Here is a 21,338-nt window from a genome sequence, read left to right on the forward strand (position 1 = left end):
ATTTTCTTGCCATCTATCCTGTAATTCGGTAGAATGCGCAGCATCTTAGCCGTTGCCTGACGAGCATGAAGTCGAAGTCTGAAAGCTTTAAAAAAGTTGAAGAAGAGTTAAAACCCGATGCAGAAGAAATGTATAAAAAAGGGTTGTCGCAAGCACTCGCCTTCATGCTGGCAATACCTGGCAGGTTAGACGCGCAAGCAAGGCTGCTTGCCAAAAAGCTCCATGATGACGGCGATATTTACATTGCCTATTCCGTTACCGATGCCTTCAATCTCTCCATTAGTAATCTGAAACTGTTTTGGGATTTACTTCTTACAAACTCTTCTCGAAACTCTGCCGATGCCCTGCACGACTGGCTGCTAACACCAGTTGGAATCTCCATTGCAATTACCGAATCCATCAGTCTTATTGCCCTGTCGGTCATGGGTAATTATTTCGATGAGAAAGATAAAAACTGGTTTAAGAGTGCTGTAGCCACCTGTTGGCCCTACCTGCGCGATGTGATGAAAGCATTAAAAAATGCGTATAAGGGAATACGAAGTCTTCTGCAAATTGCAAATGTTCTTGACAATAGCAAGGCATTTAACTTTCTGATTTTGCCAATGGGACTTAGTTTTGGAATATTGGCAGCGCTCAACCGCATCTGGTATCGGCACATGCTCAGCATACGCAAAGAGTCAATGCGTCTGAATGCCAAATATCTGGATATGATTCAGGATAGAAAAGACCTGGCTGCTAATGAGATTGAAGAGTTTCGTGCGGCGGTCAGAAGACAGACTACTCGTGTGCGAGTGATGGCCCTCATGGCAGCTACCTATGGCGGAATCATCGATAGCCTTTACCTTTATCTGGGGGTAATGAGTTTATGCCCGCTGTCTATACCTGCTTTTGCCATCATGACGGCGTTCAGCCTTATTTACTGTGTGACCTGCGTCGCCACTCGCCTGTATGAAGAGTATGATTATCAGCGTAAGCTGGTGATTACACAGGCTAAAATTGAACTGGCGCTATACACCCAGGAATATCGCGATATTCTGACCCAGAAGTTTGCTGAGTTAGAGCCCTTGACGCTGGAAATCTCTAAAAGAAGTTCAGCTTATCTGGGTTCTCTTGCCAAACGGGCTCTTGGAGATAGCGAGTTTGAGCCTTTATCGGTTGATGAAAAGCAACACCTCGATGAATACACGCAGCCCCGGGAAAAGCATAATTACAAAGAGTTTAAAGAGCAGCACGATGCTTTAACCTCTGAAATCTATGAAATATTGAAAGGATTTGCCGAGCGGCGTCAGCGCCTGCAGGATTTGGTTTTACTTTCAGATTCCTCAGCGTTTCTGGCGGGTTTAAAAAATGGTTTAGCAGCTTACGGTGCGGTGGCGAGTATGGTATTCTCTGCTGCCACGTTTCTGACCTTAGCCTCTGTTCCATTTCCACCGCTGTTAGTAATTGCCTTTGTATCTTCTGGTCTGGCTCTGTTGATCGGGTTTGTAGGTTATACAATGTATGCCAATTACAAGCACCGTATTCAACAAACGCCGGAAAAAAGAGATCCGTACTCCCGCCTCTCCGATTTTCTGAAAAACTGTACGGATTTACAGGATCCTGAAAAAATGAGTGCCCAGGAGGAAGTGGCAGCGGTTCTGGCAGAGGGACTTTTACTTGATCCTTCGCCGCAACAGCCCTTTCAGGAGTGGTTTGAAGTAGTGCGCGCGGCCAACCCCAATAAAGGACTCAAAGCGACCGATTTTATCCTTAATCCATTACAGGATGTCGATAAAAATGGGCATTATCATGACACGCCGCTGATGGTTGGGCTGGGGGTAGTGAGTTCTGTCGTGCATTCGCTGATTTTGGGCGGAAGGGCTTTGGCGCGTGGATTTGGACGTGATGCCATTGATGCTGTGTCCAAAAAGGACGGCCAGGATATTGAAATGCAGAATATGGCTGGTAAAGGCCAGGATTATCCGCCTTTCGATGACTACGAAGAAGACAAAACTTATGATGAAGCTGAGGTGAAAAATCAGAAGGAGCAGCCCAGTCCCACATCGAAACAGGGATCAGGACGGCCTGTTGAACGACATCCTGACTCCCGTAATAATTTTCACCGTCGTTCAACGTCCATGTTTTCCCTCTCAAGTCACCCAGAATCTGATATATCCCTAAGCAGACCTTCACAAGATGATGCTGTTTCTATAAAAGCGCTGAATTCACCCAGATCTCGTGGAATATTTAGCCGATCTGATAACTCCAAACCGACTGATAGCTCAAGACTCACTTATGCTGCGGGTACATCGATCATTTCTTCTGATACAAGCATGGGTTTAATGTAGGATCATTATACATTTTGAACTGATGATACACTCGGAATGTCCGGCTTCCTGCTCTGATTTCCTCAATGAATTCTCGTAAACATTGCTGCAACTGTTGCTGTTGAAGGTGAAGAGTATCCAGTTTTCGCTGGCATAATTGACGATGAGCTTCACTGGCATCCTCGCGCTTTGTTTGTAAATCCATGTGATAGGTTTTAAGAGCCAGAATGGATAAACGATCAATGATCATACCGGGTGTTTCAGAATGAACAGGGCAGCTGGCTGAGGTGCTGGGCGATAACTTGTTATACAACCACTCATCCATAGCTTCCATACGGTTATTTCTCTGCTGATTAAAACCGTCGATTTCTCGTTTTGCCTCATAAACATACTGATAACCCTGGTCGTCACGTCGAGCCCTGTCTTCAGCATTCCATAACTGGAAGTTAAAGGCATGGTTTTCTTCAACCAGAGCAAAAAAGTCCTGTTGAGTGAAGCGAAGCGCTTCCTCTTTCCAGCGGATGATGGATTGCTCATGCAAATCAAAAAGGGCATCAAGATCAATAAGCATATGTTAAACCCTGGGTGTAAAAAGGCACTAGTGTAGCATGTATCTCTGTCAGCTGTGAAACTTACTGGGTCTGGTCAAAATACTGGGAATAAATTTTGACATAAGTGCCATCATTTTCCATGCTCAGCAGGGCTTTATTGATACGGTCAACAAGAGCCTGTTCGCTTTTATTAGCCATAATACCGTAACCGATACCAATTTTCATTTCAGGACCAATTAATTTGAAGTCGCCATTAGCACTCCAGTATTTGGAGGAGCCTTCATCGAGAATAAGCGCGTCAATCTCGTTATTGCTCAATGCCTGAAAAATTTCGGGCTGCGTCGAGTATTCAATAATCTGAATGTTGCTGTTAAATTTTTCGAGCAGCATTTCTTTGAAAATTGTGCCTTTTTCCGAGCCCACTTTTTTTCCGGCCAGATCATTGAAGGCGTTTATCGGCGATTTGGTGCTGGTCAGAAGCTGACCGCTGCTGGGAAGATAAGGCAGACTAAACAGATAGCTTTCCTTGCGATCATCAGTTATTGTAATGGCTGCGATAGACAGATTAATTTCTCCGCTATAGGTTTTTACCATTAATTGTTCAAAAGTCATGGGAATAAACTGACAATCAGCCTGAATGCGGCGACAAACCTCATCCATGATATCAATATCAAATCCAAAGAAATGATTGGATTTGTCAGCGGCCATTTCAAAAGGAGGAGCGTAGGGAAGTGTACCGACAGTGAGGGTTTCTGCGTGCAAAACGCTGCTAAACAGGAGTAAAACCCCCAATGCCAATTTTTTCATTGTATAACCTTATTGAATCGAGCTCGAGAATGGATAAAAAATAGTGATTACAGTCACTATAGCCTAGCTAAAGCAAGAGGTACAGTCTATAAAATTGTGATACTATCAGTAGACAATTGCCAGCCTTTCGCAGAAACGCGAGGTTTATCAAAATCAGGAGGTTATTAATGAGATTAATTATAGCTGCTTTGCTTCTATTGCCCTCTTTAATAAGTCGAGCAGACAATTTTCCTACTACCTGCCAGCCTGTAACAGTTCAGGGTGAAACCGTGATGTTAAAGACAAAACAGCCGGTCGTTATTTTGATCCATAATTTATCCGAATCTGATTTATGGATTACTCACCCGGTTTCCGAGCCCGATGCGAGTGCCGGGTGGAGCAGTCGTTTGACCGCTGGTAATTGGTCTGCGCTGAGTCTCGATAAAAAGAAATTTGAGCTAAGTTGTATCGAATCCAGACCGGGCCATGAGCAACAGATTCCCTGTGAGGGAACGATCGCTGTGTGTGCCTGGACCGGTGTAAAAATTCCGGAAAAGAATGCCGGCACCTTCTGGGCTGCAGAAAATATGCCCCTTGCTTCCCTGTCAGCAAACCTGGGGGGACGAGGATTTAAATTACCTGATCAGTCTCAATAAATGGTAGACTGAACAATATAATTATTAGATTGAGAATTGTGAGCAAAAAATCAAAGGATCCCTACTATAAAAGGGAGAAAGAAAAATACGAGGTTCCTATCCCCAGCCGTGAGTTTATCATGCAGGTTCTGGAGGAATACGGACGCCCTATGACGCGTCAGCAGCTATTAACCCGGCTGGCTGTAGAGGATGAAAATGAACAGGAAGTTCTTGGCTATCGCTTAAAGGCGATGCTGCGTGATGGTCAGATAATGCAGGACCGCCGCAATCGTTTTTGCCTTCTGAAACGCATTAATCTCCAGCGGGGAACTGTCCAGGGACATCCGGATGGTTTTGGGTTTTTTATCCCCGATGATGGCAGCGATGATTTTGTGTTATCCGCCACGGAAATGCGTGCAGTGATGCATGGCGACATAGTGTTAGCCTTCCAATCCGGTTTTGATCGGCGTGGTCGTCCGGAGGGGCAAATCCATGAAGTGATTGAACATGGGAATCTAAGCGTGGTTGGTAAATTTTTTACCGAACATGGCGTGGGTTTTGTCATACCCGATAGCAAGCGTCTTACTCAGGATATCGCTATTCCGCTGGGCTTTTCCGCTGAGGCCAAAAATGGTCAGATGGTTCTGGCTGAAATCATCGCTTTTCCTTCCAAACGAAATCAGGCAATTGGTAAAATAGTTCATATTCTTGGGGATCATATGGCCCCGGGAATGGAAATAGAAGTGGCTATCCATGCGCACGCTATCCCTGCCGAATGGCCCTCGGAAGTACAGTCAGAGATGACTCGTGTTCCGCAAAGCGTCACCGAGGATCAGATAAAAGGACGAACCGATTTAAGGGACCTGCCTTTTGTCACTATTGACGGTGAAGATGCCCGGGATTTTGATGATGCGGTGTATTGCTATAAGAAGCCCAAAGGCGGATTCCAGCTCTATGTGGCTATTGCCGACGTGAGCCATTATGTAAAAGTAGGTTCGGCACTGGATCAGGAGGCATCCAGACGGGGTAATTCAGTCTATTTTCCCGGTAAAGTGGTGCCGATGCTCCCGGAAGCCTTATCGAATGGAATCTGTTCATTAAATCCCCATCAGGATCGCCTGTGCATGGTGGCGGAGATGGCCATCAGTTCTGAAGGAAAAATTACTCGCTCCCGCTTTTATCGGGCAGTTTTTCATTCTCACGCAAGACTCACCTATAATCAGGTGGGTGACTGGCTTGAGCAGGGAAATGCGGATGAGACTCACCAGCCGCTGTGGCCAATGCTGGAAAATCTGTATGACCTGTATAGAGTTCTGCTTAAAGCAAGAAAATTACGTGGTGCGATGGATTTTGAAACCACCGAAACCAAAATTGAGTTTGATGAGAAGCGTAAAATAAAGAAAATAGTACCGGTTGTCCGCAATGATGCCCATCGATTAATTGAGGAGTGCATGCTGGCAGCCAACGTGGCAACTGCCCGTTTTCTCGAAAAAGCAGAAATACCTGCTCTCTATCGCGTGCATGAGGTGCCTGAAGAAGACAAAATAACTGCTTTGAGGCAATTTCTGGGAGAGCTTGGTCTGCGTTTGGAAGGTGGAAAAAAGCCAAGCCCCAAAGATTTTCAGAAAACCTTGTCAATGATCCATGACAAGCATGAACGGCACCTTATTGAAACAGTAATGCTGCGCTCCTTAAAACAGGCCCAGTATCGTGAGGATAATGAAGGGCATTTTGGATTGGCTTATCCTGCCTATACGCATTTCACCTCTCCCATCCGCCGGTATCCGGATTTGTTGATCCACCGCGCAATAGGGCATTTACTGGATAAAAAGGATTCTGATTCATTCGGCTATTCCCATGATGAGATGAATAAATTAGGCAAGCATTGCTCGATGACGGAAAGAAGAGCTGATGAAGCCACCCGAGAAGTGGTTTCCTGGTTAAAATGTGAGTATATGCAGGACAAACTGGGTCAGACTTTCCATGGAACCATTTCTGCGGTTACCGGTTTTGGAATTTTTGTGGAACTGGATGAAATCTACGTCGAAGGCCTGGTGCATGTAACGTCTCTTCGTAATGATTATTATTCTTTTGACGCAGTAAAACATCGGCTGGTAGGCGAGCGGACGAGTCAGACCTATCGCCTGGGTGATAAAATGACGGTTCTGGTTGCCCGTGTTGATCTGGATGAACGAAAGATTGACTTTGAACCTGTCGATGAGGAAAAGAAGAATGGCTGATCAAATGGTTTATGGTCTCCATGCGGTGACCGCTTTACTAAAAAAACCTCATCGCCCTGTACATAAACTGCTGCTAAGCCAGGAACGTCAGGATCAGCGCATGCAGCAGCTGGTCAAATTGGCCGAAGAGGCAGGAATTCCAATGGAATTCCTTTCTGTGCAAAAGATGAAGCAACAATATCCTGACCTGGCGCACCAGGGTGTGCTGGCGATTACAGGCAGGTTGCCTGAATATGTTGAGAGTGATTTGGCGAATATGGTAGCGGCTTGCAAAAAGCCGCCATTAATCCTCATTCTCGACAGCGTTACTGATCCTCATAATCTGGGGGCCTGTTTGCGTACGGCTGATGCGGCTGGTGTGGATTTTGTTATTATTCCTAAAGACAAGAGCGCGGGGATTACTCCTGTGGTCAGTAAGGTAGCCTGCGGCGCCGCTGAATCCATTCCTGTAGTCAAAGTGACCAATCTGGTGCGTGCTATGGAAATCATCAAACAGGAAGGCGTATGGCTCTATGGAGCCGCCGGCGAGGCTCAGGAGAGCATCTATCAACTTGAGTTAACCTCTTCTGTTGCGCTGGTGATGGGTGCTGAAGGCAGTGGTTTACGCCGATTGACCCGCGAGCATTGCGATGGTCTTTTTTCGCTGCCAATGCTTGGTAGTGTTGAAAGTCTGAATGTTTCTGTGGCTGCGGCGGTTTCATTATATGAAGCGGTACGCCAAAGGCTCGGTTAATATCTTTCCTTAATATCCTCTCTCCCCTCAGGGGAGAGAGTTAGAGAGAGGGGTTTAAAATCAACCCTCACCCTGGCTCTCTCCCAACTTGGGAGTGGGGATTTTCTCTTCTTCTTTGCTCAAGCGCGCAATAAGCATGCTGCTGACCGTATTTCCTGTAACATTTAATAATGTCGCTGGCGGATCAATGATGATACTTATCGCCGCAATCGCAATGAGCACCGAAGGAGGAAAGCCATAAACATTCAGGATAAGCAGCTCCCCCAGCATGCCGCCGCTGGGGATGGCCCCCATCACTGTTCCTACCAGTAAAGAGACGCCTAGCGCGGTTAGCAGGACGCTGCCCGTGTCAAAGTTCAATTGAAAAATAGTCAGCAGAAAGGCAATTTTAAACATGCCGCCAATGACGGAGCCGTCCTTATGAACGAGAGAACCCAGAGGGATCGTAGTTTCTGAAATATCAGTAGGGATCCCCATTTGACGAGTGGCCGCCAGATTGGCAGGAATACTGGCAGCGCTGCTGCAGGTAGCGAGGCTGGTGATTGCGGGTAGAAAAATATGTCTCCAATAGGTTGAAACGCCTGTCTTTCCCCCCGCCAGAAAGGCATAAAAGCTATAAAAGAGAGTGAAATAGATCAAGGCGGCAAGGTAGTAAGTGACGGCAATATGAAAATAAGTTTCGATAATCTCATGACCAAGCTCACTTACCAGGGTGGCAGAATAGGCAAAGAAACCCAGCGGTGCCAAATACATGATGAATGAAAAAATCCGCATGAACAGCGCCTCGCCAATCTGTAGTAGCGTGATAAAGGGCTCATATTTTTCTTTAGCCTCAACGCAGGCAATGCCCACTAACAAGGAAAAGAGGATAAGAGAAAGCAGGTGTTGATGGGAAAGCAATTGAAAAAACTCAGGAACAGTAAAAATGCTCACCACCTGCTGCCCCAATTTAATTGACTCCATTTGGGCTGGGTTATTCATCAGTAAGTTTGATAAGCCTTCCAGAGGAAACAGCTTCACAACCGCTAAGGCATACAGGGCTGCTATAAAGCTGGTACATAAAAAAACTAAAGCCATATAACTCATTATTTTTTTCAGGCGTGTCAGGGATCCCAGGCGAGATATTGCCGATGTGATGCTGAAAAAAACCAGCGGAACAATGGCGGTAAATAATAAATTAAGAAAAATATCCCCTACAGGTTTAAGATACTTCACTTCTTGCTTAAAAAAATAAGCAAAAATGCCCCCCAGAATAAATGCCAGAATTAATATTAAAGAAAACAGATAAGAGTTCAGAAATCGCTTCACTATAAACCTCTTTTTAGCAGTGCTGGCAACATCTTACACCGACAAGCGAATTGCATGAAACAAAGAAGTATTTACCACGGTAAGCTCTCTGCCAAAATCGTATTGATTTTAAACAGGTTATCTGGGCTGGTCTATACTTGCTCATAAGGCCCCCTATTTCACGATCATGAATAAAAATAATTTTGAAACATTAACCAGGATGGTGTTTTTCGAGCAGCTTACTCGAGAAGAACTGGTGTTTCTTGCTGATTACATCAAGGAGCAAGTGTTTTCTCAGGGTAAAACCATCCTGCGTCAGGGACGCATGGGGGGGGATTTGTATCTGATTGGAGATGGACTGGTATCTGTATGGATTGCTTTACCAGGGGATTACACTAAAGAAGCCACCACTTTGCAGCCAGGTCAATGTTTTGGTGAGGTGTCCTTTCTGGCTCACGCCCCATTTACGGCCAATATTATTGCCGAGGTAGATACCTTCTGCTTTATTTTATCCCAGGATGTACTTTTAATGCTGAGAGTAGCGGCTCCGCAAATTGCGTATAAAATTGAAAAAGCGATTGCTTACCAGACCGCTGAGAAGATTGTCGCCAATTTTTATCATATGCGTGAATTGTTCCGTCAGCTGCCAGAAGAATACTGGGCCAGTGCCCATGCCAGACGATTAGCAGATCCAAAGGCCAGTAGTGAAGAGCTGACTTTAAAGGATTTGGATTTAGAGCATGTTCGGCACATGAATTTTTTTCAGGATATGAACAAAGAGCAGTTTGGATTTCTGATAAAACAGATGGCCATTCGCAGTTATGATCGAGGTTATCGCTTTATCACTGACGATTCAGACAATCGCCGTCTGGCCTTGATTTATTCGGGAGCTGTGATGCTTTTCTTCAAAGAAGAGGACAAATTGCAGAAATCACTTGCGGTATTTGGAGTTGGCGAGATATTCATGGAAAATTTCTTTCTTGCTGAATTCAGAAAGCACGCCAATTACGTTATCTGTGAAAAAAGTATTGTTCTGGAACTCGATGATGCCGACTATCTTAACTTGCAAAAAACGCATCCCGAAATTTTTTATAAAATAAGCCAGTATATTCATCGGGGTATCGCCCGTTCGGTTTATATAGTCAATAGACAATTTATCCGAATCGATACCGAATATCATCATTTGTTGAAGTGAGGGCATTATGTGCAGGGTACTCATTTACCTGGGACAACAGGAAACCCCGATTTATGATTTGCTTTATGGGCCGGATAATTCACTGGCGCATCAAAGCTATGCCCCTCAGTTAATGCATCATATTCAGAATTTGGCAGGCTTGGGCTTTTGTGCCTGGTCTTCAAACTCGTATAATGATAGTGAGCCTTTTTATTATAAAACCACGCAATTGCCTTTTTTTGATAAAAACCTGCATCGATTATCAAAAAAGATATCGGCCACTTGCTTTCTCGGGCATGTAAGAGGCGTTGCATACAGCACTGATGAGACCGTATCCGAGCAGAATGTTCACCCGTTCAAGTTGGACAATACTCAACTTGCTCTGGCTCATAATGGTACTTTGGAACATATATCAATAATGAAGCAGGTTCTCACCCAACGAATCAGACCGGATGTATTTTCGCAGATCAGAGGAACTACTGATAGTGAATGGATCTATGCCTTATTTCTCTCTCAACTTAAAGATTACACGGCGGATGTTTCGCTCGATGAGGCTTGGGAATCCCTGATTGAGACATTAAGAATTCTTCGTGAAGTGCGACAGCTTTGCAAAATTGAGCTGGCGTCACCAGTTAATCTGTTTGTGACTAATGGAAAATATCTGATTGTAACCCGTTTTGTTTATGATTTTGGCCGTAACACCAGGCAGGTACAAAAAGCCTTTCTTGAGTATCACAGTTTATGGGTCACCTTTGGTGAGCAGTACGGTGTGTATGATGGGGTATATAAAATGCATGGTTTCAATAGGCGAAATAATATTTTATTCGCTTCAGAGCCCTTAACCAATGATAGAACAACCTGGATAGAACTTCCGGAATACTCAATTACCAAGGCATGGATTGAAAATGGAGAAGTCATTTTCAGAACGCATGATTTACTGGTTTAGAGTTCTTGCAGGTTTTAAAGGAGGAACAGAATGTTGGTTTTCTTACTGAGAACAGTATCGCTGGTGTTGCTTTTAGTTCGAGTGGCATTATTCGCCGCTATTCTGTTATTTCTGATTCCCTATCTGAAACAATGGAAGCCGGAGTGGGCGAACAATCAATATGTTGCCGCGCTTGAAAAAATTGAGCAGCCGATTTCAAAACCAATTGATTCAGTGATTACCAAGGTAGTTCCTCCTAACAAGGAACATGACTTGACCGGTTTAATTAAAATCATCGTATTTCTGATTTTATTATCCAACATAAAATACCTGCACAAACGCATTAAACGCTACTCTTATTATCTCAAGCAGAAAAAAGATTTGCTTGCCTGGCGAAGCCAGAACAAAATTGCTCGAAATAGTAGTTTATATCTTGCATTGGAAGAAAAACTCGAGCAGATTAATAGTACTAAAAACAAGAGAGTCTCCAGGAAACTGTATCAGGAATTCATGGCTCTTAAAAAGAAACTGGAGGCAATGTCGAGATATTTCGCATTTTTGTCCATCGATGTGGTCAATTCTACCGGCATGAAAACGAAAGAAGATCGCTCTCTTATTCAACTCGATTTTTTACGATTTAAGAAAATGGTGCAGAAAAATCTCGATGAAAATGGCTGTGTGAAATCTGCCTGGACTCCGGATGGCGTTATGGCTTGTTTTAACACGGTGGATAATGCAGTGAATGCTGCGCAAGCTTCTATAATTCAATTAGAGCACTTTAATGAAAAGGTTAAGCAGATTTCCAGAGATTTCGCGGTTCGTTGCGGGATTCACGCCGGGGTGATTTATTATGATGAGCGTTTGCCCCTGGAGGAGATAACTGATCAGGTTATTGACATTGCAGGGCATATGCAAAAACATGCTGAGCCAGGCACCATTGCTATCTCAAAGACCTCAATAAAACCTTCCGAGGACACCAGCGGTTTTGTGAGCAACGGGAAAACGGTTGATGATTATGAAGTGTATCAATGGAGTGCGAAAAAGGGGCAATCGACAAGCGCCTTCGCTGCAAATGGAGCTGACTTCCCTCCATAAAGTAACAGTTGGACTAACAGGTAGGGGCAAATATGTCACTAAAGATGACTTTTCTGGGAACAGGCTCTGCATTTACTGTGGGAAGTGATAATTTTCAATCCAACGTATTGCTTCAATTAAATGGGGAAAGTCTTCTAATTGACGCGGGTTCTGATGTCAGATTTGCCCTGTATGATTTAAAGATCGATTACCATGATATCCGCAGCGTTTATATCAGTCATTTGCATAGTGATCATATTGGTGGACTGGAGTGGTTTGCTTTAAGTACTTTTTTCGATGCTCGATATCAGGGCAAGCCCAACCTGTTTGTTTCTGACAGTGTTGTGGGCGATCTGTGGTCAAAGTCTCTGGCAGGGGGCTTAAGCACCTTACCCAATCAGCGAGCCAGTTTACAAACTTATTTCAATGTTCACTCGATTAACAAATATGGAACGTTTGTCTGGGAAGGAATCACATTCAAATTAATACAAATGATCCACGTATTTAATGATTATTCTCTAATGCCTTGTTTTGGTTTGATGTTTGAATACAATTCGACAAAAATTTTCTTTACTGCTGATACCCAGTATGTGCCGGATCAAATGATGCTTTTCTATAAAGAAGCGGATGTTATTTTTCATGATTGTGAAACACAGAATTTTCCCAGTGGGGTGCATGCTCATTATAAGGAGCTGGTTACTATTCCTCTGGAACTTAAAAAGAAAATCTGGTTGTATCATTACAATCCCGGTCAATTACCGGATGCTAAAAAAGATGGGTTTTTGGGATTCGTGGCCAGAGGCCAATCCTTTATTTTTTGACGTTAAATAATTGTAACTCCCCAGGTTGTGGATCGTCTCAACGTCATCCTGAACGCAGTGAAGGATCTCCTGAATCTGGCTCAGTTCCAAGCAGTTTGAGATCCTTCGCTACGCTCAGGATGACGAACCTGGAGAGTTACAATTAATTTATTATCAGTTGCTAATAATTTCTTAAGTTTTTTTTTCTATAATTAGGATAATGTTTCAAAGCTTTGTCCTTATTATGCCCCCAATATTGCCTGTTTTTGATGGTTATGACAAAGAGCCTTCGAGCTCTTCATACCTATTGCAAAACTGGCGTTTTCTAAGTGGAAAAAGCGGCGGTGCAAATGACGGCGGCAAGCATGGCGGCTTGTACCAGGTTAACTCAGAAGAGCAGCAAGACGTTTTAGTGTATCTAAAAAAAGACCCGCAGGAAGACAAGAATATCTGTGAAGTGTTTGCCAGTCAGCTAATGCGCTTTATTGCAGAGGAAACCGGCGAAAATCCAGACATTATTGCCAATGTGGATTATGTACCGACCCAGAATGAAGGCGTGTACATCGCTTCCAACGTGTTCACCGGGTACCGTGATTTATTTTTAGATGCTCATCTTGCCTATAATTTGCCCACAGATAAGCCGCTAAGGGCTCAGGTGCCCAATTGGGAGACCTTACCCAATCAGCGTCCTTCCTATTTTCAGCACGATGAAGCCATCGATGTCATGATCCAATCGGGTCGTTATCGTGATTTAACAGTAGGCCTGGCTCTAAGAGCTATTCCAGACGATCCTGATTTGCACTATGAAAATATTGGCGCTGTTCCCATAAAACGTTCAGGTCCCGAAAATTATCTTCCTATTATTACGAATGGCCGCTATGAAGGTTTTGTACTTTGGACTAAGGTTCCCGATAACTCTAAAGACTATGAACCAGTAAAAATTGGCTCTCAGATTTATTATAAGCAACAGGTCCATCAATATAATGCTGAAGCCCAGGAGCTACAGCCGGTTGAAGGTATGCCTAATCTCGAAACGCTTTCAGATAAAGTTATTGAATACTGTGTCGAGGCGCAGGGCAAGCTATTCATTATTCCTGCAAAAAATAATACGCGTGCCGCGCATATTGACTTTGGCGGGGCTTTGGGTGATTTTCGTTTGCTTAACCGCCATTTGGATGGAAAAATTCATGTCAACAAGCTCCTGGATTTAATCCGTTACCGTCCTTCGCGTCATGGGCCGCCGGCTTATCATAAAAAACTGCCAGTCGCCTTGACGGAAGGCAATGAATTTTTCCATGTTTTAGCTCGATTCTCCACGATCGATACAAACAAGTTGAATGATAAAATCACAGCCGAAATCGACAGAGCAATCGATGTCTATAAAGATAAACCCGACATCCTGATTTCATTTGCCAAACGGGTTGGGGCTCCTGTACCAGGAGATGCCAGGAATAATCTTGCCGCATTAGGTGATTCACTAAAGACATTTATTCTGGAGAATATGATTTCAAAACAGGAGCATGCAAAAACTCTGTTTTTAAATCATTTTTGCCGGCTACAGCGCTCCGATCAGGTTAATCTGCTTAATATTCTGCAAGCAGATGTCAGTCGCCTGCCATTAAAGCGTGATCAGATCTTATATGCTTTCTACCAGAATATATGGCAGGAAAATGAAGAGCTGTTTGTCGCTCTGCAACAGATTGATGAACTGATGCTACCCAGTGAAATCTGGACGCAGAAGAATGCCCAGACCCAGGAACAATTACTAGTCATTGGCACCCGATTGGATGAATTTAAATCTGTTCTTCATAGTCGTTTATGCAATGCTTATTTTAAAGACAATCTTAAAAGTGAATCAAAACGAATTGGTGAAATCGTTGCAGAGACCGCAAAGTTAATGTCGGCTTTCAGAGTACAGTATGACAAAGTTAACGATCCTCGCCTGGCCCCCGAAGTACGCCTCGCAGCTATTGATGAATTCATTGACTCAGTGAAGAAGTTTGAGAAAGAAACTATCAAACCCAGTGGAAAACAGCAATTTGCCATCGCTGCCAGTGTATTGGTGGGAGCTTTATTGGGTGCTCTTATCGGTGCGGCCGTCGGTTTAGTGACCGGGGCGCTGGTGGGTACTCTGGTAGGGCATGTGGCTGGAGGGCTCGCTGGAGCCAGTGTTGGCAGTGTGGTCGGTGCTGTCAAAGGCGCAGGCTTGGGAACAGCAATTGCGATGGGAGTCGCTGCATTGTTTTTTGGCAGTGCCGCCGCCTTTGGCGGAGGGGCTGCAGGACGAACTCTTTTCTTTAGTAAAACGCAGCAAGCTGCTGTCGATTTATCACAAACTACCCAAGCTCTCTTATTTCAGCAAAAGAAAGCAATTCTTGAAAATCTCAAAGAGAAAGAATTTCCGGAAGATCCGATAGTAACGCCTGGTGCCTGAAGGCACTTAATTCGCAATAGAACATAGCTCTTCTGCACCTGACTTGACTAGGTATTATGATTGCGTACTCTATATTACTAGTTATCGAGCATAATCAAAAAGGGCAGAAATGAATAATACTCCAATTAAAAAAGCGGTTTTGTATCGAATGGTGATGGAACATCATGTCTGTCCTTACGGCCTTAAAGCGAAAGATTTGTTAAAACGTCAAGGCTATGAGGTTGAAGACAATTATTTAACAACGCGTGAGCAAGTCGATGCCTTTAAGCGCGAACATAATGTAAGCACCACGCCTCAAACGTTCATTAATGGTAAGCGAATAGGTGGTTATGACGATTTGCGAGCATATTTTGGAAAGAAATTAAAAGATCCAAAAGAAAAAAGCTATCGCCCTGTTATTGCACTGTTTACAGTAACGGCACTCATGGCAATGGCAATGAGTTACGCTAGCTTCACTAATCCGTTTACGCCGCATGCCTTAGGCTGGTTTATCGCTTTTAGCATGTCAATCCTTGCTTTGTTGAAACTACAGAATATCGAAAGCTTCTCCACCATGTTTTTAAACTATGATCTATTGGCTAAACGCTGGATTCCCTACAGTTATATCTATCCATTTGCAGAGGGCCTTGCAGGGATATTAATGATTGCAGGCGCGTTAAACTGGCTTTCTGTTCCAATTGCTTTATTTATTGGAACTGTAGGGGCTGTTTCAGTATTTAAAGCGGTATATATCGACAAACGTGAACTTAAATGCGCCTGTGTAGGGGGTGACAGTAAGGTTCCTTTGGGGTTTATTTCGCTCACTGAAAACTTAATGATGATTGGAATGGCTTTATTTATGCTAATGATGTAATTCACTGCCGTTGAAGTTAAAGAATTATGTCCTTCCCGCGAAGGCGGGAATCCATTCCTCAATTGGCATTATAGCTGGCTCAGAGATGGATCCCCGCCTTTGCGGGGAAGACAGTTTAATATACAGCTGAGCTTAATTTAATGGCAGTTTGATTTTAAACCCCTCTCTCTGATTTATAGGAAAATTCGCTTAGTGAGTAATCTCTTTCCGAGTCTCATTTTGCAAAGACTCCCCCAGACAAAGCGCCATAAAGGCGATAAAAAAGTATCCTGACCCTGAGTAAAAAAGCAGGGAGTCAGAGATATTGCCTACCGCAAAAACAAGCAATAACGCAAAAGCGGTGAAGCGATATTCTCTCAGACGATTGGCGGCACTGAGCAGTCCCAGATAAAAGGCAGCAAACAGCAGAATACCTGCCAAACCAAATTCAACAGCAATCAGCCAGTATTGGCTATGGGGTTCCAGTAACCGCCGATCCCAGGAAGGCACTGGCTTATGAATTTTAAATTCATAAGTAAAGCTTGCGGTTCCATTACCAAATAATGGATGTTGTTTGAATAATTGTTTGGCGAAGTTATGAAACTGTAAGCGATAGCCTACCGACGTATCTTTATAGGCGTGGTAATAATCAAGCTCTGCTTTCACCTGGTGTATGCCGAAATTCATTGCCGGGCTTAATTTATAACATACAGCAAATAATGCCAGAATCAGAGTAATCGCTATCAGGGCCTGTTTTCTGCTAAAAAGCTGGCAGGCAAGAGTCGTCATCAAAAGAAAATAAATCACATAGCCGGTGCGGCCTGTGCTTATAAAAAGGACCTGGTAAGTGCAGAGCAGGTAAATCAGAGCATAGGCATAGCGGGCGGTTGTCTTGCCTTGAAAAAAATAATAAGCGGATAAATAGGCCGCAAAGGACATCATGATCCCAGTCATGATATGGTTACGGAAAATCGCATCCGCATTCACCTGACCGCCCGGAATGATATTTCTGGATTGTAAAATGGATAAAATGCAGGTTAAAAGCATTCCTGCAAGAAAGGCATGTACCGCTTTTCGGCGGGTGTCCGCTTCCACAAATCCCAGAGTTAATAAAGGCAAGTAGGCGAATTTACTGTATTTTTCGATAACCAGCCATTTCTCTCCCGAGCTGGCAGGACTCCAGGAACTGGCCGCCAGTGCCAGAAAAAACAGGGATAGGGCAAGCAGGCTCCAGGGTTTACGAAATATGGCAGCCAGATTATCGCGATAATGGGGAGTAAAAATAATTGACAGAACAGCCAGGCCCAGGAAGATGCTCTTTGCTGTTGAACTTAAGGGTTCAACAAAGAATAAGCCAATCAAAAAAAACGGCGCCAGATTATAGGTCGACAGTCTCTGCCAGGTAGCTTGCAAGGTTTGCATGGATAATCATTTCCATTGGAAAAGGCTGTATTGTACTCATTTTGAACCGGGAAATCGATAGAGATTTAATTTACAAGCCCTCTCTCTCGCTTTATTGACACTTGCTTGAGAGAGGGCAAAAACTTACTGCAGTGATTGCTGAATCGTCTGAGCTTGTTGTAAGTGCTGGCTGACGTGAGCGCGTGTTCTTTCCAAATGAGCGCGCAGCATCGGATTAACAGCCTGTTGCATTAATTTATTATCAATCAGCTTTAAAGCGTCTGCATGGCCTTTCACCATTGCAGCTATATAGGCTTTGTCAAAAGCTGGACCATTCAGGCGTTTTAGTTTGGCAAGTTCGACTCGTCCCTTGTATTTTAAAGTCTGAGCGACAGGGCCATTGATTGGAGTAATTCCTGTGCGTTGTGCAACTGTCTCAGTGGTTGACAGGTTAGCACCATGTTCTCTTACCATCATTTGTCCGAAATTCCTGACTGAGGGATTAACCGCTTTTGCTTCTGCGAGCTGTCCTGCTGCAATTTCATTTTGATTTAATGCAATAAGTCCGGCGATTATTTTTCCATCGGTTGTTTTCTGTGCGGCTGTCATTGGAACAGGTGTGCTGTTTTCCAGATAATCTGTTGAATTCATACTACAGGCTGAACTAAAAATAATTGCACTACTGAGTAACGAGAATTTAATAAAGTTTTGCATGATTTGTCCTTGATGATTAATGCAAATATTAAAGCTACCTGATTCTCTGACAAAAGAATACTAGGGCAATGCACTATTGCCCCAAAGAATCCGGTTAAGGGGTTTCCAAAAGATTTAAATGCTGATCGCTTGCTCCTGGTCCAGCAGCTGATTGTGGTTTGCTCAAGCCAGGATGAATGAACTGATTCAGCTTTCCTGCCAAAAGCCACATAATCGCCCCAATAAAGAGGGTGACCACGCCAATTCCCGCAAACACATTGGTGTAGATATCCAGGGAGGCTATTCCCGGTTTAACATGTTCAGGCAAGGCGGTCAGCGAGGCGACTGATGCGCCGATAAAGCCTGCTACCGAAGAAGTAAGAAACCACATACCCATCACGAAGCCGGCGATTCCGGCAGGCACAAGCTCGGCAACCATTGCCACGCCCAAAGCAGAAACCAGTAGCTCTCCCGTACTCTGGAAGAAGTAACTGGCAATCAGCCACCAGGATGACACAATGCCATTACCATCATGCGCGAAGCGGGCAAAATACAAGAGACCGAAACTTACCCCACAGCAGAGCATACCCAGGGCGAATTTATAGGGTATGGAAAACGATATGCCCTTGTGATGCAATTTGCCATAACCTATTGCCAGCACCGGGCTCATTATAATAATCCAGATAGGATTCAATGCCTGGAAGCTCTGAGGGTCGATACTTAGGCCCAGGAGGCTGGGAACGACATTATTCACGGCAAACAAGTTTAAAGAGGTGGGCATTTGCTGATAAAGGGTAAAAAAGACTATAGCTTCCAGCATAAGAATAAATGCCACCAGCATGCGCATAAAACCGGCTTTTTGTTCGCGGCGCATATAAATAAAATAGATTGCCACGACAAGGGCAGTAACGAGCCACACCAAATCTTTGGCAATATTGACATGCTGCAAGAGATAGGCGGAGGCTAAGGTGGCAGCTGCAATGCTGGCCCCTATAGTGAGCCACTGCCAGAGCGGAATACGTTTAAGCTCCGCTGGCGTGTTGATGTGCGCCACATGTTTTCTCTGGAAGAAATAATTAGCCAATCCCAATATCAGGCCGATGAAGCTTGCGAAGTAAGCATAGGAATATCCGTAGCGATTGGCAAATACAGGTCCGATAAATAAGGCAACCGTTGAGCCTAAATTAATTGCCATGTAATAAAGTGTGAAGGCTCCATGAAGGCGCGGATCATTTTCCGTGTAGCATTTCGCAAGCAGGCTGGAAGGATTGGCTTTGAAAAGACCATTTCCAACACAAACCAGACCCAATGCCAGAAAAACAGTCTCGCTATCGGCAAGCGCTAATGACAAATAACCCAGGGAAAGAATAATCAGGCCGAGAATAATAGTGCGCTTCGTGCCAAGCACCTTATCCCCAAGGAAGCCGCCAAAAGCGACCATTCCATAAACCAGTGCAGAAAATGCACCAAAAGTATAATAAGAATCAGTCTCGTTAAAACCTAAAAAGCGGATAAAATAAAGTGTTAAAATTCCCTGTACAGTGTAATAACCAAAACGCTCCCAAATCTCCAGCATGAAAATCATATGAAAAGCCCGGGGTTGCTTCCGAAACAGTTTCAGCATGTTGATCAGTCCTTTGCCTAGATTAATTATGTGAGTGGGTTCGGTATTTCATAACGCTATTTGAACGCACATCTATCTAAGCTATACGAGTTTATCTGAGTTTGCAATACGCCACGCAAAGTCAGAAACAAAGGCGGTTCCTGCCGTTTAATGATAGCCGTTTTTCGCTTCTTCCTTGATTCCTTCCTGCTCGGTATCCTGATCTCCCTCGCTGCCTCCTGAGCTTTGCCGCTCAAGCGCCTCGGAAAGTGGCTGGAAGTCGAAGTTGCGATCTTCAAGAGCGGTTTTTAAAGGAGCAAATCCCATGAAATCCTTGATTTCATGGGAAGTTATATCCAGCTTGTTTTCGATTACGGACTGCTTTGCCTGCTTGAGCAAATTAAGGGCAGAATCCATACACTCAAAATCCTCAAGTAAGTCGTTAACCTGGTCTTTATTCATTTTTTCAGGGCTTTCATTGAGGTGAACTGCGATCTGATTAAAGATTTTTAATATATCCCTTTGATTGGAGTGCTCGATTGCATTGTCCAACTCCTGCTCTATCTCTCCAACCCAATGAAGGTGCTCCAGTTTGCGCTTTAACACAGCAGGCGAGTTGGGGGCTTCAAGACTCAACTCGGTTTGTAAGGTGGAGCTTAAGATGAGTGGCGATTCTTTATCAGGCAAATCAGGTGTCTGTGTTAATTGTGATGCAGACTCAAGCTGATCCTGTTTACTATCCTGCAGGAGTTCTTGTTTTTCATTTTCTGTATCGTCATCATCTGGTGTTTCTGCCTTGGCTTCGGCTGCCTTATCTTTACCGGTTAACTTTTGCCACCCCTGTTTAAGCAGTGGAATGCCTACTCGCCCTAACACATAAAGGCCGCCCGCCAGCGCGCTTCCGGCAACAATGCCAAGACCTGCCGGTGGAAAAAACAGACTTAGTACCATTCCTGCGATAACCAGAGAGGATAAGCCTATTCCGACGACCTTATCGACAATCCCCATTCCTCCGAGCCGTTTGAGTTTCTCTTCTCGTGAAAATCGGCGATCGTGCAGGGCCTGCAGCGATTTTTTAACTGCTTCATAATCCTGGTCCAGCTTATCAATATGCCGGGATAACTGCTTAGCGGTCTCCTCATCTCCAGAATCGATAGCTGCAGTGAGTTTGCGCTCAAATAGTTCAGCCTGCTCCTGAAGATTCTTAAGATTTTGTTCTTCGAGTTCAATGGCTGTATTAATTGATGCTATCTCTTTTTTTGCTGCATAGATTGAATGAAGATGCTTTCCCAAGGTTACCAAACTAAGACCTAGCGCCATCACTGCTGCTGTCATTGCGATGATTGGAGCAATAGGTGGTATCGCCAGTGCGGTGATAGCCAAGCCAAGCAGAGCGGCCGAATAAAGGAGGCGGGCATTTTTGGAGAGGCTTATCGGAGGTTTTTCACCTAGCATATAGGCTGCCAGATAAATCAGCGGGATTCTTATAAAATCGATTCCGGATAAAACCGCATTACCAATCTGAAATCCTCGGCTGGCACTCTGCACAGGGCCTGAAATATTACCTGAAACCATCGCCAGTTTGCTAAACGCATTTCCAGCGCCGTCCACACTATGAAGAAATCCGGAAAATAAAGGAATTCGCTTAAGGGCTTCCAATACCAGAGCCTTTTTCTTGGGCGGTACCGGGGTTATGCTAAGCGGTTCTCTAATCTGCTGCAGTTTGTTCAGTTTCTGCTGCCAGGGATTGGTCGATGCCTGAATTTCGGTTTCTTTCTCTTTCATAATTAATTACCCGTTATTGTCTTTAATATAGCAAGTAATCATTAACAAAAAATGATGCTAATTAATTTGAGGATAGAAA

17 protein-coding genes are annotated in these 21,338 nt (G+C 44.2%); 10 read left to right on the forward strand and 7 right to left on the reverse strand.

Features of this window, described 5'->3' with window-relative positions; translation table 11 throughout:
- The first annotated feature begins 65 nt into the window (after window positions 1–65).
- Window positions 66–2,327 carry a hypothetical protein gene (locus tag E1O89_RS07320; RefSeq protein WP_133139593.1) on the forward strand — a complete coding sequence of 754 codons (2,262 nt, stop codon included), beginning with the start codon at window positions 66–68 and terminating at the stop codon, window positions 2,325–2,327.
- Here the strand turns inward: E1O89_RS07320 and E1O89_RS07325 are convergent.
- Both E1O89_RS07325 and E1O89_RS07330 read right to left on the reverse strand, forming a co-directional pair.
- Window positions 2,293–2,877 (reverse strand): DUF4254 domain-containing protein, encoded by a 585-nt coding sequence (locus tag E1O89_RS07325; protein ID WP_133139594.1) that lies wholly within the window; start codon window positions 2,875–2,877, stop codon window positions 2,293–2,295. The genes E1O89_RS07320 and E1O89_RS07325 overlap by 35 nt on opposite strands.
- A 61-nt stretch (window positions 2,878–2,938) precedes the next feature.
- Window positions 2,939–3,664, reverse strand: coding sequence for a transporter substrate-binding domain-containing protein (locus E1O89_RS07330; protein ID WP_133139595.1), 726 nt, complete (start codon window positions 3,662–3,664; stop codon window positions 2,939–2,941).
- Window positions 3,665–3,831: 167 nt separating this feature from the next.
- On the opposite strand from E1O89_RS07330, the gene E1O89_RS07335 reads away from it, so the two are divergent.
- The 3 genes from E1O89_RS07335 to rlmB are packed head-to-tail and all read left to right on the forward strand — an operon-like array spanning window position 3,832 to window position 7,251.
- Window positions 3,832–4,299, forward strand: a complete 468-nt coding sequence (locus E1O89_RS07335; protein ID WP_112218947.1) for a hypothetical protein — start codon at window positions 3,832–3,834, stop codon at window positions 4,297–4,299.
- A 38-nt stretch (window positions 4,300–4,337) separates the two neighbouring features.
- Window positions 4,338–6,518 (forward strand): ribonuclease R, encoded by a 2,181-nt coding sequence (gene rnr / locus E1O89_RS07340; protein WP_133139596.1) that lies wholly within the window; start codon window positions 4,338–4,340, stop codon window positions 6,516–6,518.
- Complete coding sequence (rlmB, locus tag E1O89_RS07345; RefSeq protein WP_133139597.1) at window positions 6,511–7,251, forward strand: 23S rRNA (guanosine(2251)-2'-O)-methyltransferase RlmB; 741 nt, start codon at window positions 6,511–6,513, stop codon at window positions 7,249–7,251. The genes rnr and rlmB overlap by 8 nt, the downstream gene beginning before the upstream one ends.
- 60 nt (window positions 7,252–7,311) lie before the next feature.
- On the opposite strand, the gene E1O89_RS07350 is transcribed toward rlmB, so the two are convergent.
- Entirely contained in the window at window positions 7,312–8,562 is a 1,251-nt protein-coding gene (locus E1O89_RS07350) for a dicarboxylate/amino acid:cation symporter (RefSeq protein WP_133139598.1), read from the reverse strand.
- 163 nt (window positions 8,563–8,725) lie between these two features.
- On the opposite strand from E1O89_RS07350, the gene E1O89_RS07355 reads away from it, so the two are divergent.
- The 6 genes from E1O89_RS07355 to E1O89_RS07380 all read left to right on the forward strand — a co-directional run bounded on the left by E1O89_RS07355 (window position 8,726) and on the right by E1O89_RS07380 (window position 15,798).
- On the forward strand, window positions 8,726–9,733 hold the full coding sequence (locus E1O89_RS07355; protein ID WP_133139599.1) for a cyclic nucleotide-binding domain-containing protein: 1,008 nt from the start codon (window positions 8,726–8,728) through the stop codon (window positions 9,731–9,733).
- A gap of 7 nt (window positions 9,734–9,740) precedes the next feature.
- Complete coding sequence (locus E1O89_RS07360) at window positions 9,741–10,658, forward strand: class II glutamine amidotransferase (RefSeq protein WP_133139600.1); 918 nt, start codon at window positions 9,741–9,743, stop codon at window positions 10,656–10,658.
- Between the two features lie 30 nt (window positions 10,659–10,688).
- Complete coding sequence (locus tag E1O89_RS07365; RefSeq protein WP_133139601.1) at window positions 10,689–11,732, forward strand: adenylate/guanylate cyclase domain-containing protein; 1,044 nt, start codon at window positions 10,689–10,691, stop codon at window positions 11,730–11,732.
- 32 nt (window positions 11,733–11,764) lie between these two features.
- Entirely contained in the window at window positions 11,765–12,532 is a 768-nt protein-coding gene (locus E1O89_RS07370) for an MBL fold metallo-hydrolase (protein ID WP_133139602.1), read from the forward strand.
- 199 nt (window positions 12,533–12,731) lie between these two features.
- Window positions 12,732–14,945 (forward strand): hypothetical protein, encoded by a 2,214-nt coding sequence (locus E1O89_RS07375; RefSeq protein WP_165483096.1) that lies wholly within the window; start codon window positions 12,732–12,734, stop codon window positions 14,943–14,945.
- Between the two features lie 109 nt (window positions 14,946–15,054).
- Window positions 15,055–15,798, forward strand: coding sequence for a MauE/DoxX family redox-associated membrane protein (locus E1O89_RS07380; RefSeq protein ID WP_133139604.1), 744 nt, complete (start codon window positions 15,055–15,057; stop codon window positions 15,796–15,798).
- 189 nt (window positions 15,799–15,987) lie between these two features.
- Here the strand turns inward: E1O89_RS07380 and E1O89_RS07385 are convergent, their stop codons facing one another.
- From E1O89_RS07385 to E1O89_RS07400, 4 genes are all read right to left on the reverse strand, one after another.
- The gene (locus E1O89_RS07385) at window positions 15,988–17,199 is read right to left on the reverse strand and encodes an O-antigen ligase family protein (RefSeq protein ID WP_133139605.1); all 1,212 of its coding nucleotides are present in this window, start codon (window positions 17,197–17,199) and stop codon (window positions 15,988–15,990) included.
- Between the two features lie 123 nt (window positions 17,200–17,322).
- Window positions 17,323–17,892: a DUF4142 domain-containing protein gene (locus E1O89_RS07390; protein WP_133139606.1), complete on the reverse strand. Its 570-nt coding sequence runs from the start codon at window positions 17,890–17,892 to the stop codon at window positions 17,323–17,325.
- A gap of 94 nt (window positions 17,893–17,986) precedes the next feature.
- Window positions 17,987–19,495, reverse strand: a complete 1,509-nt coding sequence (locus E1O89_RS07395; protein WP_133139607.1) for an oligopeptide:H+ symporter — start codon at window positions 19,493–19,495, stop codon at window positions 17,987–17,989.
- 147 nt (window positions 19,496–19,642) lie between these two features.
- The gene (locus E1O89_RS07400; protein ID WP_133139608.1) at window positions 19,643–21,259 is read right to left on the reverse strand and encodes a hypothetical protein; all 1,617 of its coding nucleotides are present in this window, start codon (window positions 21,257–21,259) and stop codon (window positions 19,643–19,645) included.
- Window positions 21,260–21,338 lie beyond the last annotated feature (79 nt).

This window comes from Legionella genomosp. 1 (assembly GCF_900640215.1).
GTDB classification, from domain to species: Bacteria; Pseudomonadota; Gammaproteobacteria; order Legionellales; family Legionellaceae; genus Legionella_C; species Legionella_C quinlivanii_A.